Origin of the sequence: Priestia megaterium (assembly GCF_046599315.1) — a bacterium.
Lineage (GTDB): Bacteria > Bacillota > Bacilli > Bacillales > Bacillaceae_H > Priestia > Priestia megaterium_F.
The window spans coordinates 1-16951 of sequence record NZ_JBKIKC010000022.1; the positions used below are offsets into that span (position 1 = coordinate 1).

General features: G+C 40.9%; 17 protein-coding genes and 2 pseudogenes. All 19 read right to left on the reverse strand.

Features of this window, described 5'->3' with window-relative positions:
* Nucleotides 1-918 (reverse strand): thiolase family protein (locus ACLHDF_RS29560; protein WP_413921965.1); only part of this gene is annotated, 918 nt, incomplete at its 3' end.
* A pseudogene (locus tag ACLHDF_RS29565) lies at nt 918-1579 on the reverse strand (3-oxoacid CoA-transferase subunit B). The gene ACLHDF_RS29560 and the pseudogene ACLHDF_RS29565, both read right to left, overlap by 1 nt.
* Nucleotide 1580: 1 nt before the next feature.
* Nucleotides 1581-2237 carry a CoA transferase subunit A gene (locus ACLHDF_RS29570; protein WP_413921966.1) on the reverse strand — a complete coding sequence of 219 codons (657 nt, stop codon included), beginning with the start codon at nt 2235-2237 and terminating at the stop codon, nt 1581-1583.
* Nucleotides 2238-2416: 179 nt separating this feature from the next.
* On the reverse strand, nt 2417-2746 hold the full coding sequence (locus tag ACLHDF_RS29575) for a DUF3870 domain-containing protein (protein ID WP_016764125.1): 330 nt from the start codon (nt 2744-2746) through the stop codon (nt 2417-2419).
* A 213-nt stretch (nt 2747-2959) separates the two neighbouring features.
* The gene (locus ACLHDF_RS29580; RefSeq protein WP_413921967.1) at nt 2960-3208 is read right to left on the reverse strand and encodes a ferredoxin; all 249 of its coding nucleotides are present in this window, start codon (nt 3206-3208) and stop codon (nt 2960-2962) included.
* 37 nt (nt 3209-3245) lie between these two features.
* Complete coding sequence (gene pdxS / locus ACLHDF_RS29585; RefSeq protein ID WP_413921968.1) at nt 3246-4130, reverse strand: pyridoxal 5'-phosphate synthase lyase subunit PdxS; 885 nt, start codon at nt 4128-4130, stop codon at nt 3246-3248.
* A gap of 194 nt (nt 4131-4324) precedes the next feature.
* Nucleotides 4325-5308, reverse strand: a complete 984-nt coding sequence (locus ACLHDF_RS29590; RefSeq protein ID WP_413921969.1) for a quinone oxidoreductase family protein — start codon at nt 5306-5308, stop codon at nt 4325-4327.
* Nucleotides 5309-5322: 14 nt separating this feature from the next.
* The gene (locus ACLHDF_RS29595; protein ID WP_413921970.1) at nt 5323-6096 is read right to left on the reverse strand and encodes an enoyl-CoA hydratase/isomerase family protein; all 774 of its coding nucleotides are present in this window, start codon (nt 6094-6096) and stop codon (nt 5323-5325) included.
* Nucleotides 6097-6125: 29 nt separating this feature from the next.
* Nucleotides 6126-6887, reverse strand: coding sequence for an SDR family NAD(P)-dependent oxidoreductase (locus ACLHDF_RS29600; protein ID WP_413921971.1), 762 nt, complete (start codon nt 6885-6887; stop codon nt 6126-6128).
* Nucleotides 6888-6898: 11 nt separating this feature from the next.
* Nucleotides 6899-8676: pseudogene (locus ACLHDF_RS29605) on the reverse strand (acyl-CoA dehydrogenase family protein).
* Complete coding sequence (locus ACLHDF_RS29610) at nt 8664-9407, reverse strand: 2-phosphosulfolactate phosphatase (RefSeq protein ID WP_413921972.1); 744 nt, start codon at nt 9405-9407, stop codon at nt 8664-8666. Before ACLHDF_RS29610 ends, ACLHDF_RS29605 begins: the two are co-directional and overlap by 13 nt.
* Entirely contained in the window at nt 9404-10462 is a 1059-nt protein-coding gene (locus ACLHDF_RS29615) for a phosphotransferase family protein (RefSeq protein WP_413921973.1), read from the reverse strand. Before ACLHDF_RS29615 ends, ACLHDF_RS29610 begins: the two co-directional genes overlap by 4 nt.
* 25 nt (nt 10463-10487) lie before the next feature.
* Nucleotides 10488-10889 carry an acyl-CoA thioesterase gene (locus tag ACLHDF_RS29620; protein WP_413921974.1) on the reverse strand — a complete coding sequence of 134 codons (402 nt, stop codon included), beginning with the start codon at nt 10887-10889 and terminating at the stop codon, nt 10488-10490.
* 14 nt (nt 10890-10903) lie between these two features.
* Nucleotides 10904-11686 carry an enoyl-CoA hydratase gene (locus tag ACLHDF_RS29625; RefSeq protein ID WP_413921975.1) on the reverse strand — a complete coding sequence of 261 codons (783 nt, stop codon included), beginning with the start codon at nt 11684-11686 and terminating at the stop codon, nt 10904-10906.
* Nucleotides 11686-12567, reverse strand: coding sequence for a 3-hydroxyacyl-CoA dehydrogenase family protein (locus ACLHDF_RS29630; protein WP_413921976.1), 882 nt, complete (start codon nt 12565-12567; stop codon nt 11686-11688). The genes ACLHDF_RS29625 and ACLHDF_RS29630 overlap by 1 nt, the downstream gene beginning before the upstream one ends.
* A gap of 83 nt (nt 12568-12650) precedes the next feature.
* Entirely contained in the window at nt 12651-13214 is a 564-nt protein-coding gene (locus ACLHDF_RS29635) for a TetR/AcrR family transcriptional regulator (protein WP_413921977.1), read from the reverse strand.
* Between the two features lie 90 nt (nt 13215-13304).
* Nucleotides 13305-14921, reverse strand: coding sequence for a long-chain-fatty-acid--CoA ligase (locus tag ACLHDF_RS29640; protein WP_413921978.1), 1617 nt, complete (start codon nt 14919-14921; stop codon nt 13305-13307).
* Nucleotides 14922-14940: 19 nt separating this feature from the next.
* Nucleotides 14941-15714, reverse strand: coding sequence for an SDR family oxidoreductase (locus ACLHDF_RS29645; RefSeq protein WP_413921979.1), 774 nt, complete (start codon nt 15712-15714; stop codon nt 14941-14943).
* Complete coding sequence (locus ACLHDF_RS29650; RefSeq protein WP_413921980.1) at nt 15692-16936, reverse strand: acyl-CoA dehydrogenase; 1245 nt, start codon at nt 16934-16936, stop codon at nt 15692-15694. The genes ACLHDF_RS29645 and ACLHDF_RS29650 overlap by 23 nt, the downstream gene beginning before the upstream one ends.
* Nucleotides 16937-16951: the final 15 nt, after the last annotated feature.

Sequence of the window (16951 nt, forward strand, 5' to 3'; positions counted from 1 at the left end):
ACCGACTTTATTTAAAGCAATTTGTGAAGCCGAAACAGGACCAATTCCCATTTCCTTTGGGGAGACGCCTGCTGCGGCAAAAGACACAATTTTTGCCATAGGTGTTAATCCAAGATACTCAGCTTTTTCTTCCGACATCAACAGCAACATTGAAGCGCCATCGTTTCTGCCGGATGAGTTGCCGGCTGTCACTGTTCCATTCCTTTGAAAAACTGGCTTAAGAGTACGAAGCTTTTCTTTACTAGTAGGCCGAGGAAACTCATCAGTTGCAAAATGCCTGATTCCTTTTTTTCCTTCTTTTACAGGCACAGGGATAATTTCCTCTTCAAACAAAGCAAGTTCTATAGCCCGCCTAGCTTTTTCCTGACTATAAAAAGCAAATTCATCTTGTTCCGTGCGGCTAATACTATACTTTTCAGCGAGCCACTCGGCCGTCTGTCCCATTGTAAACGTTCCATATAAACTTTCAGGCTGTGATTTTAGCTGACTTTCTGTATTAGAGTCATAGAGTGTTAAATCACCAACGTGAAAACCAAAACGAGTGCCTACCGTATAGTGCGGTGCTTGAGACATGCTTTCCACTCCTCCGGCTAATACTACTTCGGCTTGACCTGATAAAATGGACATGGCTCCGTTCATCACAGCCTGCATGCCCGATCCGCACTGGCGGTGTACGGTATAAGCTGGAATACGTTCAGAGAATTGAGCTCTCAGCCCAGCTACTCTTGCTATATTAGGAGCATGAGCGCTTTGCTTCGTTTGTCCGACGATAATTTCATCAACAATTTCTGACGTGTATCCAGCCGAAGACAAATTGTTTTTCATCACAAGAGAGACTAGTTCTTCCGGAAGAGTATCTACAAGCGAACCGCCAAACTTTCCAATCGGGGTTCGGAATGCATTTACAATCACTGCCATTATGCCGTCACCTCATTGTCTTTACTAAACAATTTAGAAACGTGAAAAGAAGCCTGTGTTTTTTGCTGTACTTCTTCTAAAGAAACACCCGGAGCTACTTCAAGAAGTTCAAGACCAAGGTCCGTTACCGAAAAGACAGCTAATTCCGTAATAATCATATCGACTCGCCGCTCTGAAGTAAGCGGATAGGTTAACTTTTTGACTAATTTTGACTCTCCTTGACTATTCGTATGAAGAGTCGTAACAATAACTTTTTTTGAGCCTTCTAATAAATCCATTGCCCCTCCTACACCAAGAACACTTTTTCCGGGAACAGCCCAGTTCGCAATTCGGCCTGATTCATCTACTTGAAGTGCTCCAAGTATTGATACATTCACATGACCTCCGCGTATCATGGCAAAGGAATCAGCGCTGTTAAAAAATGAGGAGCCTTCCAAAATCGTGACGGGCAGCTTCCCGGCATTCACAAGTTCTGGATCTACATAAGCTTCTTTAGGAGTAGGCCCAACACCGAGAATCCCGTTTTCTGAATGTAAAAACACATGAACATCGGGTGAAATATAATTAGCAACAAGGGTAGGAATCCCTATCCCTAGTTCACTACATCTCCGTGACAAAGCTCTTTTGCAGCACGCGCAGCAATGTATTGTTTGACGTTCATCTTATTTTCCTCCTTTCACTACGATATAGGTAACGTATAAATGAGGAGTTACAATTTCTTCAGGAGAAATTTGTCCAACTTCAACAACTTCTTCTACTTCTGCAATCACTATATCTGCGGCCGTTGCCATCATTGGATTAAAGTTTCTCGCTGATTTGCTGTAAATAAGATTTCCGAGTCGATCTGCTTTTTTAGCTTTTATAAGAGCTACATCTGCGTGTAGCGATTCTTGCAAAACATATTTCTTTCCTTTTAACACTCGTTCTTCTTTTCCTTCAGCCAGCTGGGTTCCTACGCTCACAGGCGTGTAAAATCCTCCGATGCCTGCGCCTCCTGCTCTAATAGCCTCGGACATTGTCCCTTGTGGGATGAGCTCCACTTGCAGTTCTTGTTTTTGATAGGCATGTACAACTTCTGGGTTGGAAGTAAAATAAGACCCTATGGCTTTTTTTACTTGTTTTTTTTGAACTAATACACCTAATCCTTTTCCAGGTTCACCGAGGTTATTACTAATAATCTCTAATTCTTTAAGGTTTGATTTGGCAATCGCTTCAATCAGACTAAGCGGGCTTCCAACAAGACCAAATCCACCTACCATAATGCGTGCGCCATCTGTTATTTTTCCTATTGCTTCTTCGCGCGTGATGATTTTGTTCATTTTGTTTCCTCCTTTTCTTTTTATATTTCACAGCGCTTTACACGAAAAAAACCAAGCAGGACACAATGACTCTAAAAAGAAACAGGGATGTCCCCCACTCTTTGTAAAGTGTGTGTGTCTGCTTGGTTTTAATAAGACCATGAAAAGAGGTTGTCTTCTCACTTTATTCTAACCAAACGCTATGTAATTTTTTGATTCACATTATCCCAGTAACGTTGGATTGCAGCCTGAAGCGCTACGATAATCGCCTGTTGAGATGGAGCAAAATAATAATTTTGAATACGTTCAATAAGAGGTTCCATTCCATCTGCAAGGCAGTAACCAATAAGCAGCTTCCGGAAGAAATTTTGCGTCAGCTCCGTAATAAACGTAAACTCAGCATTTACAATTTTATGCTCTGTCAGATCCACTTCTAGTACAATTCCCGCATGCTTATACATTTCATACATGGAAGTTCCCTGTGGAGCTTTTGCATATCCTGTCACAATGACTGTATTCAGTATTTGCATGCCCCTTAATCTCCTTTTAAAAACTATTTGATTACTCCGCACTTTTACACGAATAATTCTGAAAAACCAAATGAGATTCTCTCATATGCTTTTAGTTATGTAAGTGCTTTCATTTTTAAAAAGATATTTCCTTACACAACTAATATTTCGCCTTTTCTAGACAAAACCCTTCTTTTCTTTTTAAAAAATTTTCTAATTTTTATTTATTCAGCTTTATTGGAATTTATTCGAGTCTCCGTTAAACTTTTCGTCTGCTATACGGATGGATTCTGTTGGACAGCCCTCAAACGCATCCATTAAATCATCTTCTAGCTCTTGGGGCACTTCAACCATTCCTTGATTATCATCAAGTATAACGAACGCAATTCCTTCATCATCGTAATCATAAATATCCGGTGCCGCAGCTCCACATGCGCCGCACGCAATACACGTTTCTTTATCGACTATCGTATATTTCCCCATTATCATTCTCCTGACTAAGTTTAAAAGTTATTACTCATTACCAGCCGCGTTCTTGCATACGATTTTCTGGTAATAACGATGAAATTTCAATCCCTTTCATTGCGCTTCCTAATCCTTTTGACAAGCTTGCAATAAGTTCATAATCTTGATAATGTGTTGTTGCTTCAACAATTGCACGCGCAAATTTTTCAGGGTTGTCTGATTTAAAGATTCCTGAACCAACGAACACACCGTCTGCTCCTAGCTGCATCATTAACGCGGCATCCGCTGGTGTTGCTACACCGCCTGCTGCAAAGTTTACAACTGGTAAACGACCTTCACGTTTAATTTGCAGTAATAGCTCATAAGGTGCACCTAATAGCTTGGCTTCTGTCATTAACTCATCTTCGTCCATGCCCACGACTTTGCGTAATTGAGCGTTGACTTGGCGCATATGACGCACTGCCTCAACGATGTTGCCTGTTCCTGGTTCGCCTTTTGTACGAAGCATCGAAGCACCTTCACCAATTCGTCTTGCTGCTTCCCCTAAATCACGGCACCCGCATACAAATGGAACCGTAAATGTACTTTTGTTAAGGTGGTATTCCTCATCAGCTGGAGTTAGTACTTCACTTTCATCAATATAGTCTACACCCATTGCTTCTAGCACGCGTGCTTCTACGAGATGGCCGATACGAGCTTTTGCCATAACTGGAATGGACACAGCATTCATCACTTCTTCAACAATTGTTGGATCTGCCATACGAGACACGCCGCCTGCTGCACGGATATCGGCCGGAACGCGCTCTAATGCCATAACGGCAACAGCGCCTGCTGCTTCTGCAATTTTTGCCTGTTCTGCATTGATAACATCCATGATAACGCCGCCTTTTTGCATTTCCGCCATTCCCCGCTTCACACGGTCCGTTCCATTTCTAACCATATTCAATTCCTCCTTTATGTGTTCAAATACTTATTATGCAACTTCCATGCCAGTGTTAAAATATAGAAGAAATTAGTAAATAGTATTGATTTTTATGCCAAATTATTAAGCAGTTTTTAAAAATTTGGCATGTAAAAGCCAATTTTTTAAAAGCAAAGCAGCTCCCATCCCTATTAGAGACGGAAGCTGTTTTGTTACGGAACTAACACTAATTTTCCGGTCGTTTTTCTTCCTTGAAGCAGACGATGTACATCTGCCGCTTCATCCAATGAAAATGTGCCGCCCAGCATCAGCTTTAACTGACCAGAATTTACGTAGTTTAATAGCTCATGCAGGCTTTGCTGATAAAGCGTTGACTTTGCCATCATTTGAGGCAAGAAAAAGCCAAGAACCGATTGATTTTTTTCCATCAGGCGAGCAGGGTTAAATTTTACAGGTTTTCCGCTAGCCATTCCGTAAAAAACGAGGCGCCCAAATGGCGCAAGACATTGAAGAGATTCATAGAATATATGCCCTCCTACCATTTCTAAAATAATGTCGGCTCCTTTTCCTCCCGTTACTTCTAAAATTTGTTTTTCCCAGCCTGTTTCTGTATAGTTAATCAATTCGTCGGCTCCGAGATTTTTTGCAAGCTCAAGCTTTTCTCTAGAGCTCGCTGTAGCAATGACCTTTCCAGCTCCAAAAATTTTGGCAAGCTGAACAGCTAAGGTTCCAACACCGCCTGCTGCCGCATGAACAACGAGAGTTTCTCCTTTTTCAAGGCGACCCATTGTTTTTAAAATATGATAAGCTGTTAGCCCTTGAAGAGGCAAAGCAACTGCTTGTGTTAAATCCACATCATCCGGCAAAGGAATGAGGCCTCTTGAATCTGCCAGCGTGTACTCCGCATAGCCTGTTGCTCGATTAGATCCGAGCAACGTCACAACTTTTGTACCTACTTTTATGCCTTTTACGTCCTCGCCTACTTCGACCACTTCTCCCGCGACTTCAGAACCTGGTATAAAAGGAAGCGGCGTTTCTACTACATATGCTCCTTCACGCCGCGCAGCATCTGCGTAATTGACGCCAATTGCAGCAACTTTAATGAGTACATCTTTCTTTTTCGGTATAGGACGTGCAATATCGACAACTTGAAGAACATCAGGTCCTCCGTACTGCGTAAATTGAATGGCTTTCATTGTATATCCCCCTTTTATTTCCCTTGAAATATTGGCTTTCTTTTCTCTTTAAACGCAGATATTCCTTCTTGATGATCACTCATTTCTACCATAAGAACTTGCGTTAGCCTTTCTTGTTCGAGGACTTGTTTTAACGTTAAATGGAATGAATCATTGACAATTCTTTTCATTTTCCCATACGCTTTAGTCGGTCCTTGTGATAACCGGCTTGCAAAGGACGTAACCTCATCTTTCAGCTGATTTAACGGTACTACACGATTCAAAAAACCGGTTTTGTAAGCTGTGTCGGCATCCATAGGCTCTCCTAAAAACAACAGTTCCTTAGCTTTGTGGGGTCCAACGACCTTTGTAAGAAAGTAAAGCCCTCCTCCGTCTGAAATCAACCCAACTTGAGAGAAACTTAATACGAACCGACTTTCTTCTGACGCAATGATAAAGTCAGAGGCGAGAGCTAAATTAAAAGCCGCTCCTGCTGCAAACCCATGAACCGCTGAAATAATTGGCTTCTCTAAATTTTGCATCGCTAAAATACATTCATTTAAACGGCCGATATGTTCATAAACATCAGCTCCTGCTGCTTTGCCCATCGTCTTCACATCGCCTCCGGCAGAAAACGAGCGCCCTGCTCCATTTAATATAACTACTTTAATAGACTCATCGCTTTGTGCATGTTTTATTTCAGCTGTTAACTCTTCAATCATTTCCTCACTGAATGCATTTAAACGATTCGGGCGATTAAATGTTAAAGATAGAATAGATCCCTGCTTTTCTACTAGTAAATCACTCATAACTCGGACTCCCTCCTATTTACTTTGCATTAAACGATAAGCCAGCCACCGTCTACTAACAAATCGCTTCCCGTCATGTAAGATGCCTCTTTAGACGCTGCAAAAGCAATGACGTTTGCAATTTCTTCTGGTTTACCAACACGTTTTAAAGCTGTATTTTTTTCAATTGCCTTAGTAAAGCGCTCATTTTCAAGCCCAGGCTGTGTTAAAGGGGTTTCTACGAATCCAGGAGACACAGAGTTTACTCTGACTCCATGAGGTGCTAATTCAAATGCCATTGCTTTCGTAAAGTTGATTAAAGCAGCTTTAGCAGCGCTGTAATGGGGGATTTGCGCACCTGCTTTATGTCCTGAAAGAGAAGCGACGTTGACAATAGAACGATTCCCTCCTCCCCCCTCAGTTAACAGAGGAATCAAGTGTTTTGTCACAAGAAATACGCTTGTTAAATTAACGTCCTGCACGTGTTTCCACTGTTCAAGAGTTGTTTCTTTGATTGTTGAATTAATAGATCCGCCTGCGTTATTAATTAATAAATGCATTTGTCCGTACTTTTCTTTTATAAATTCAGCCAGCTCTTTAATGTCTTCTTCTTTTGTTACATCAGCTGAGAAAATATCTGTGCATTTTCGTTCACACTGAGTGTCAATAGCCGATGCAGCTAGTGCTAATTTTTCTTTCGTTCGGCCGACAAGAATGACCTGAGCGCCTTCTTTTGCCATTCTCTGTGCGGTCGCTTCTCCGATGCCGCTTCCAGCCCCCGTAATAACAGCTATTTGCCCTTCAAAACGCATACTATCCCTCCTTATACAACGTATCGCCCGCTGTCAATAAACTCACGCGCGATATCTCGATTGCGTGTGAATTCTCCTTCACTTTGCAAATCATTCATCCATTTTCCAAGAATTGTGCGGTACTGTCGGTGCTTTTCACCTGTTAACATTCCATTTATTAATTGTCGGGCCTGCTTTTCAATTTCAAATAGCGTTTCGCTAACAACCGTTTCAGCCAGCTTGCTTTTTAACTTTTCTTTTTCTTCTCCATTTCTGTTCACGGCTTTTTCCGCCCGCAGCACGGACGACTCCATAGCAAATAGTCCAACAGCAATTTCTGCGAGTTTCAGCAGTGTTTCTTGCTCTTGCGCCAGATTTGCGTGAAACGTTTGGAATGCTGTTCCTAACAAAGCAAGAAATAAATGTCTTGTTGTAATAACAGCCTGTTTTTCTCTTGCTAGAAGTTCATTTGAAGGCGTTTCCCACTGACCACTCATCAATTCATTAACCGCATGCTCTACTTGTTTGTTCAGTTCTATTTCTCCTTTGCCTGCTTTTTTTAGAAGCTGTGCTGGAAGCAAAAGGCGATTGATTTCATTTGTACCTTCAAAAATACGGTTGATGCGTGAGTCACGGTATACTTGCTCTATTTTATATTCTTGAATAAACCCTGCTCCACCATGAAGCTGCAGCGATTCATCGGCAATTAAATCAAGAGTTTCCGATCCATACACTTTACAAACTGAGCACTCCATTGCAAATTCAGCCAGCTGTTTAGCTATTAATTTATAATTTTCACTTTCATATAATCCACCAAGCGCCTCTTCTAGTAAACCGGATGTACGGTATTGAATAGATTCAGATGCAAAAATACGTGCTGCCATTTTTGCTATTTTTTCTTTTGAAGCATTAAATTCTGCAATGGCTGTTTTAAACTGCTTGCGTTCTTTTGTATAAGCTAAAGCAAGCTCGAACGCATATTTCGCTGCGCCCATACACGCAGAACCTAAGTTAAAACGCCCAAGGTTTAAGACGTTCAACGCAATCAAGTGACCTTTTCCTACTTGTCCAAGTACGTTTTCCACGGGTACCAAACAATCTTCATAAATCACTGGGCGGGTAGACGAACCTTTAATCCCCATTTCTTTTCTTCTGGCCCGAGAGACAGTCCTTCAAAACCTTTTTCTACAATAAAAGCGGTAAAATGTTCTCCGTCTACTTTCGCATACGTAATGAATGTATCTGAAAAGGCAGCATTGGTAATGTACTGCTTCGTTCCATTTAATACATAATGCGTTTTTTCAGGATTTAATACGGCCTTTGTCTGAGCCGCAAGAGCATCAGAACCTGCTTCTGGCTCTGTCAAACAGTAGGCACCAATATATTCGCCGCTTGCCAATTTAGGCAAGTATTTTTCTTTTTGCTTTTTGGTGCCAAAATACGTAATAGGAAGTGTCGCAATGCATGTATGGTTAGAATGAGCGACTCCATATCCGCTTGTTCGTCCAATGATTTCACCGACGAGTCCTTTGCTTACTTTATCAAGACTAAGCCCTCCATAAGCTTCTGGAATACTATGAGCAAGTAGCCCAAGCTCTCCTGCTTTATGCATTAACTCTACTACTTTATTAAAATCTTGCTGTTCAATGTCATTGTGGTAAGGATCGACTTCTTTTTCAATAAACTGCTTTGCTGTCTGCGCAATCATACGATGCTCATCCGTTAAGTCTTCGGGTGTATAAACGTGATGCATAGATGTTTTTTTTAGTAAAAATGAGCCGCCTTTTGCTTCTGTTTTCATTTCAGACATATCGTTTCCTCCCCATTTACTAGCTTTGTTTTCACTACTTTAGGAACTACGGAATAGATGTTTTTCCGGCTTACAAAGCTAATTTCATCTAGAAAACCATACTGAGTAAGTATTCCCCCTACAGCTGATTGTTTCAATATTTCAACAGGTGAATGCTCGTAAGCTTCATAAAAAAGCAGTGCAGCTTTTGCAGCATCCGTTAAATGAAATGCTTTTAATCGCAGCAGGCAGCTTATAAAATAACCCGCTCCATATAAATCTTCTAAACAGAAGCGACCGGATGAACCTGAACAAACCAGTAAAACAGTTTCATCTTGGCTTGGTTGACAAACAGCACTCGCAACCGCTTCTCCGTTTAAAAGTGAAGCTGCATATACATGTTTCGCTTTTTCAGCTTTATGAATGGCTACCGTTCCATTAGTGGTGGACAAAATAATCGTTTTATTTTGAACATGCTGCTTTAGAGTGCTGGAGTTTGGGTCAAAAAAGCCTTCAATCGTTTTCCCTCCATATTCGCCTACAAGCGCAATTTCATCAGGCTTATACGTTTTTGCTTTTTCACGCGCTTCTTCTTCGTTTTTTACCGGAATAACCTTTGTTGCTCCTTGCTGTAAAGCAGCCGCAATTGTGGACGTAGCCAATAAGATGTCAAATATAACAACCGTTTTTCCTTCTAGCTTTTTTGCAAGAAGCTCTCCTTTTTTGAGTATTACGTGGACTTTTCTTTTCATATATATCCTCGTTCTGTGTGCAGAGCATGAATAATTAGTGTTTTTACATAATCTCCAAATTGTGAAAATCGTTTATCATTTGTTTGGCCTTTTTTATAACGGTAATAAATTTGCTGACAAATGACAGCAAGTTTGAAGTACGCAAATTTTAAGTAAAAGTCAATGTGTGAAACATCCCGTCCGCTTTTTTTAGCATATGCTTCTACGAAATCCCAGCGGGAATAAAAGCTTTTTTGCACAGTAACAGGTGGATTCCCCAGTCCTCTTTTTAAAAGTTCAGGGTCGCTGTCTTCCATCCAATAGCTCAGCGCCACTCCCAAATCAGCAAGCGGATCTCCAACGGTTGTCATTTCCCAATCGAATAACCCTATAATCTTAGTTCCATCCGATGAAAATAACGTGTTATTAAGCTTATAATCATAGTGAATGATGGTTGAATGCTGTGAAGTGGGGATGTGTGTGGTCAACCATTTCTTAAGTGCTTCTACTTCCGGTATGTCACTTGTTTTTGATTTTTCATAACGATGAATCCAGCCGTGTACTTGACGTTCTAAAAAACCTTCAGGCTTGCTGATTCTTTCGAGAAGTGTTCCTTTATAAGGAACGTCATGAAGTTGAACAAGGACATCCACCATTTGTTCTGAAATACGACGGCAAAGTTCGCTGGTTCCTTTCACTTTTTCTGGAAATGCTGTGTCAATGAGAACACCGTGCTTTCGCTCCATTAAAAAAAAGGATTTTCCGACCACCGATTCATCTTCACAAAACACATACGGCCTAGGAGCGAGAGGGAAAGACTCTGATAAAACAGATAAAATCTTGTATTCTCTTTGCATGTCATGCGCTTTTGGCGCAACTGGCCCAAAGGGAGGGCGTCTCAACACCGCCTCCCACTCCCCGATTGAAAGAGAATAGGTTAAATTGGACGCACCTGATCCAAATTGCTTGATTAAAAGAGGCTCTTTAGGTAAATCAGGAATAGAAACACGGAGAAACTGATGCAGCTTTTCCGTATTTAATTCCTCTCCTTTTCGTACGGGAATGATTTGTGACATTCTTTTACCACCTACTTTTTCGTAGTTAAACAGCTACTTTATAATTCATCAAAAACTGCTTAATGTCCGCCGGAATAGAAACGCTTTTTTGCGTATCAAAATTAAAGTACACGATGACAGCTTCTCCTTTAGCAATTAATGATCCGGTCTTGCTATCGGTAATTTCATGGCCAATTGTAAAGCTTTTATTGCCGACTTTAGATACAAAGGTTTTAATCATTAACACTTGATTAAAATAACCTTGCGCAACAAAATCACATTTAGTAGATGCTAAAATATACTCCCACTTTTCCGTATGCATTAATGCTCCCATACCTTCAAAGAAAGCAATTCGAGCCTCCTCTAAATAAATAAAATAGCTCGTATTGTTAATATGACCCAGTGCGTCTGTTTCGCAAAAGCGCACTTTGACCTGCGTTTCATACATAACTTTCTCCTCCTTTACTTATGTGAAAAAATAGCGGGACGCTTTTCAATGAATGCTGATACTCCTTCTTTAATATCTTCTGTTTGAAAGACTTCTTCAAACAGCTCTGCCTCGAGTTCAAGACCTTCAGGTAACGGGCGATTCATTCCTTCGTTTACCGCTGTCTTAATTCGAGAAAGTGATGGAAGAGAATGCCGATTAAATTTTTCAGCCAACTCTTTTGCTTTTTCGAGCCCTTTTCCCTTAGGCGTTACATGATTGGCAAAGCCTGCATGAAGCGCTTCTTCTGCAGAAACAGGACTTCCGGCAAACATCCACTCTTTAGCTTTAGATACGCCGATTACGCGCGGAAGACGCTGAGTTCCGCCGCCTCCAGGAAACAATCCGAGCTTCACTTCGGGAAGACCGATTTGAGCATGTTCTTCAGCAATGCGTATATCAGCGGTTAGCGCAAGTTCACATCCTCCTCCAAAGGTTAAACCGTTTAACACAACAATTGTTGGTTTTTCAATATTTTCAAGTTTTTGCAAAACGCGATGGGTTTTCATAAACTCTTCTTTTATTCCGCTTTGACCCATTAACTGAGGAAACTCTTTAATATCGGCTCCAGCCATAAACGCTCGGTCGCCCGCTCCTGTTAAAATGATTGTAATTACATCAGAATCTTTGCTAAGCTCTTCATACGTTTCTTCAAGCTGCTGCACAACAACCTGGCTCATTACATTTAAAGGCGGGTTATCAATGGTTACAATTGCTGTTTTCTCGTCTTTTTCAATACGTACAAATTTTTTCATCATTACTTCACTCCTTGTGTGTGATATGTGTAAAAACCTTTTCCTGTTTTGCGCCCCAGCTCGCCTTTTTGAACTTTTTCTTCAATGCACGCAGCTGGCTTGTCCTCCGGATCTCCCGTTTCGCTATAGCGCTGCTGCATCACAAAATATCCGACGTCGATTCCTGAAAGATCCATCAATTCAAAAGGACCAATTGGGTGATTGAGCGCTTTTTTGCAAATCATATCAATGTCTTCAAAATCTGCGTATCCATTTTCGTAAAGAAAAACCGCTTCTTTTTGCAACGCTCCTAAAATTCGATTAGCAATAAAGCCTGAGATTTCTTTTTTTAGAAGGACCGCTGTGCGATTGATTTGCTTGCAAACTTCCATTGTTGTTTGAGCGGTTTTTTCACTTGTCTTTTCACTCCTCACAACTTCTACACAGTCCATTACAAGGGGAGGGAAAAAGAAATGCATGTTAACGATTTGTTCTGGACGGTTTGTTGCACTTGCAATAAGCGAGTTAACAATTGTTGAACTATTCGATGCTAAAATGGCGTGACTTGGTGCGTATTCATCGATTTCTTTAAAGACACTTTGTTTTATGCCCAACTTTTCCACCACAGCTTCAATCACAAAATCAGCATTTGAAACCGCTTCCTTTAGTTTGTTTGTAAAAGACAATCTTCGAAATGCGGCTTCTTTAGCATCAAAAGAAATTTTGCCTTTATGAACCCACTTGCCTATAATGGTTTCCAGCTTATTTTTTGCGTCAATGAGTGATTGTTCATTCATATCTTGAATGATTGTTTCATAGCCTCCAAGTGCACAAAGCATACCGATTTGGTGTCCCATTTGTCCTGCTCCAATAACAGCAATACGCTGTATATCTTTACTATTCATGTTATAGCCTCCTTTTAATATAAAAGGAGAGAAAGAGCCTGTACTTTCCCGCCTTTTACGAGCACTGTCTAGCCTAGCCGCTACTATGACTGAATACCTTTCATCAGCATCTTATAAAAAATAGCGGCAACTTCTCGATCTGACTTTTCTCCATCCGGCTGAAACCAAAAATAGCTCCAATTTGTTATTCCTAATATGCCTAACGTTACAATATCTGGAGGTAAATCTGAACGGAACTGCCCTGCTTCCATTCCTTTTTCAATAATTTCCTGTACGTTTTCTTTAAAACGATCACGCTTTGGAATGATTTGCTGTAAGTGTTCTTCCCTCAAATGACGCATCTCTCGAAAAAACACTTTAGCTCGAAGCCCTTCTTTGTCAATATCATGAACAAGCTTGAAAATAATGCTGTGCAGCTTTTCCGGATAAGATGTCGTTTTATCTGCAAGAATTGTCTCCTGATTTTCTATTAATCTTTCAATATATTGAAGGTGAATATCCATTAAAAGCTCTTGTTTGCTTTTAAAATAATAATAAAATGTTCCTTTTGTAACGTTTAATTCATTTACAATATCTTGAATAGATGTTTCCTTGAAACCTTTTTGAGCAAAAAGCTGAATGCTTCGTTCCATCATCAAATCTTTCATCGTCAAACCCTCTCTGTCTTTTCTCATTTCCACAAATTATACCATGGCTTAGAGGGAGCTTATGAAAAAGTTTGTTTATGTTCAGCTTCTTTACATCGTTTCTTTCACCACTTCTTCTCGTAGGGCCCGTCGCAAAATTTTCCCTACATTAGTCTTAGGAAGCTCAGCGCGAAACTCAATAATTCGCGGAATTTTGTAAGCTGCAAGATGATGTCGACAATAAGAAGTAAGCTCTTCTTCCGAAAGAGATTTCCCTTCTTTTACTACCAAAATCGCTTTAATTGTTTCTCCCCGGTAAGGATGCGGTACGCCAATTACAACGGCTTCTTTAATGTGGCTGTGTTCATATAAAATTTCTTCAATATCTCGAGGATATACATTAAAACCACTCGCAATAATCATATCTTTTTTGCGATCAACAATGGATAAATACCCGTCTTCATCTATCTGTCCAATATCTCCCGTGTACAGCCAGCCGTTTCTAAGCGCGTGAGCTGTCTCTTCAGGCTGATTCCAATAGCCCTTCATGACTTGAGGACCTTTAATCACTATTTCTCCAAGCTCTCCTCTTGGCATTTCTTTTGTTCCTGTAGCCACGTCTACAATTTTATAAGCAGTTTGTGGAACGCCGAGTCCGACTGTGCCTGGCTTTCGTTCACAAAATGGCAGGTTGCAATGCGTAACTGGTGATGCTTCCGACAAGCCGTACCCTTCTAACACTTTAGCACCCGTCTTCCGTTCGAACTCTCTCATCAACTCAACAGGCATTGGCGCACTGCCGCTATTGCAGATGCGAATACTTTCGATATTATATTCTTCTGCGTGCGGATGATTTGTAATCGCGACATACATAGTTGGAACGCCAGGAAAAATACTAGGCTGCTCTTTTTTGATTGTATTTAGTACTTCTTCCAAATCAAAACGCGGCAATAGTAATATTTCATTTCCGCAAAGAATCGATAAATGCATACAGGAAGTCATGCCAAATACGTGAAACAATGGAATAACGGTTAAGCATTTTTCTTTTCCTAATTCAATATCATGCTTAAATATTTCGTATGATTGAACTGCATTTGTATAAATGTTTGTATGTGTAAGCATTGCACCTTTAGATGGTCCGGTTGTTCCTCCCGTGTACTGAAGCACAGCAATATCGTGCGCTGGATGGATGACCGGCTGATTAAATTCATGTTTTTTGGTTAGAAAATCTAGGAAGGAAATGTCTGGTGATGTAGGAACAAAAGGTGTTTGCAAGCTGACGGTTATTGCTTCTTCTATATCAACTCGGTTTCTTATCTCTTGAAGCCTCGTATAAAAATCGTCGAGTATAATTATCTTTTTTGCGCCGGAATCGTGTAAAATATGCTCTAGCTCTTGTTCAACAAGCATAGGGTTGACCTGGGTGACAATGCCGCCCGCTGCTACAATACCAAAATAACTTATTATATATTGCGGACAATTTGGCAGCATAATTGCTACACGATCCCCTTTTTTTATGCCTTTTTTTTGTAGTGCTCCTGCAAATACGCGAACTGAGTGATACAGCTCCTGGTACGTTAACGTATGCTGATACATGCGGGTTGCTGTGTGACCAGGATAACGTTCGGCTGTTTCTTTCAGCATATCAAATAGTGAAATATCTTCGATGTGAATGTCATGAGTGTAGGCTTCTGGATAAGGTGTAAACCATTTTTTAACGTCTTCCATCAAGTTACTCCTTTCTTATTCACATAGCATGAACTCCACCGTCTACTGTCAGAATATCTCCCGTAATGTAATTAGACGCTGCAGAAGCAAGAAAAACAGCCGCTCCTTTTAAATCAGCCTCGGAGCCAAAGCGTTTTAAAGGGGTTTGACTTAGAAAATACTCTTTTCCTTGTTTCATAATCGCACCTGACATTTTAGTAGGGAAAAACCCCGGCGCAATCGCATTAACTTGAATATTATGTTGCCCCCACTTGACAGCTAAATCTTTCGTGAACGTAATGACCGCTCCTTTACTTGTGTTGTACCCAATTGTATCCATATACTGAGGATCCGTTCCTCCAAGACCCGCAACTGAAGCAATGTTAATAATCTTACCAGCTTTTTGTTTAATCATTTCTTTTCCAGCTTCTTGGGACATTAAAAACGTGCCCGTCACATTAATATTCATCACTTTTTGCCATGCTTCAAGAGGCATTTCTTCAGCCGAAGCTCCCCACGTAGCTCCACTGTTGTTAATTAAAATATCGATGCGTCCAAATGTTTCAATCGTTTCATGCACCACGTTTTTAATATCTTCAGGCTGACTGATGTCGCATGCTAAAGCGAGGGTTTTAACACCGAGGTTGGCCAATCGATCGGCTACTTGCTGACATGCTTCTTTTTTTCTTGAACATAGAACAATATTTGCCCCTGCCTCTGCAAGCCCTTGTGCCATTTGTTCTCCTAATCCTCTGCCTCCGCCGGTAATAATAGCCGTTTTCCCAGTTAAATCAAACAGATCCTTTATGTGCATACGTTGCCTCCTTTTCTTGATAGGATTTTAGTTCAAGTCTTGCAAGCTGAGCTTTGTGCACTTCGTCTGGACCATCAGCAAGGCGCAAAGTGCGGGCATTTGCCCAAAGTGCCGCAAGTGGCGTGTCTTCTGAAACACCTGCTGCTCCAAATGCTTGAATGGCGCGATCAATGACTTTTAAAGCCATAGCAGGAGCAATTACTTTAATCATGGCAATTTCTTTTCGCGCTTTTTTGTTTCCAACTGTGTCCATCATATAAGCAGCTTTTAATGTTAATAAGCGAGCTTGTTCAATTTCAATACGCGATTCTGCCACCCATTCTTGAATAACACCTTGCTGAGAAAGCAATTTATTAAACGCAGAACGTTTTTGAATACGTTTACATAATTCTTCAAGCGCTCTTTCCGCTGCCCCTATTAGACGCATGCAGTGATGAATACGCCCAGGCCCTAACCTGCCTTGAGCGATAGCAAACCCTTTTCCTTCGCCTAGAAGTATATTAGACGCCGGCACACGAACATTGTCGTAATGAATTTCAGCATGTCCATGAGGAGCGTGATCGTATCCAAAGACTGGCAGCATTCGTTCAATTTTAACTCCTGAAGTATTTAAAGGAACTAGAATCATAGACTGCTGTTCATATTTAGATGCGGTAAAATCGCTTTTCCCCATTACAATGGCAATTTTGCAGCGAGGATCTCCCGCGCCTGAAGACCACCATTTTCTTCCGTTGATTATATATTCATCGCCTTCTCTTATAATACTGCACTGAATGTTCGTAGCATCAGAAGAACCTACATCCGGTTCTGTCATAGAAAAACAGGAGCGAATGTCGCCATTTAATAACGGCTTTAACCATTTTTCTTTCTGTTCAGGTGTTCCGTATCGAACCAGTACTTCCATATTGCCGGTATCAGGGGCTCCGCAGTTAAAAGCTTCCGGCCCCATAATAGAACGGCCCATAATTTCGCAAAGAGGGGCGTATTCTACGTTTGTTAGACCAGCTCCGTATTCGCTTTCTGGCAAAAATAAGTTCCATAATCCAGCTTGCTTTGCTTTTTCTTTTAATTCTTCCATGATTGGAGGAACAGCTGACCATCTAGACGGCTGTTCATTCAGCTGTTGTTCGTATAGCCATTCATTTGGGTAAACATACTCTTCCATAAAAGAGTTCAATTCTTTTTGCAGCTTCACTACTTTGTCAGAGTAAGAAAAATACACGGTAGTCCCTCGCTT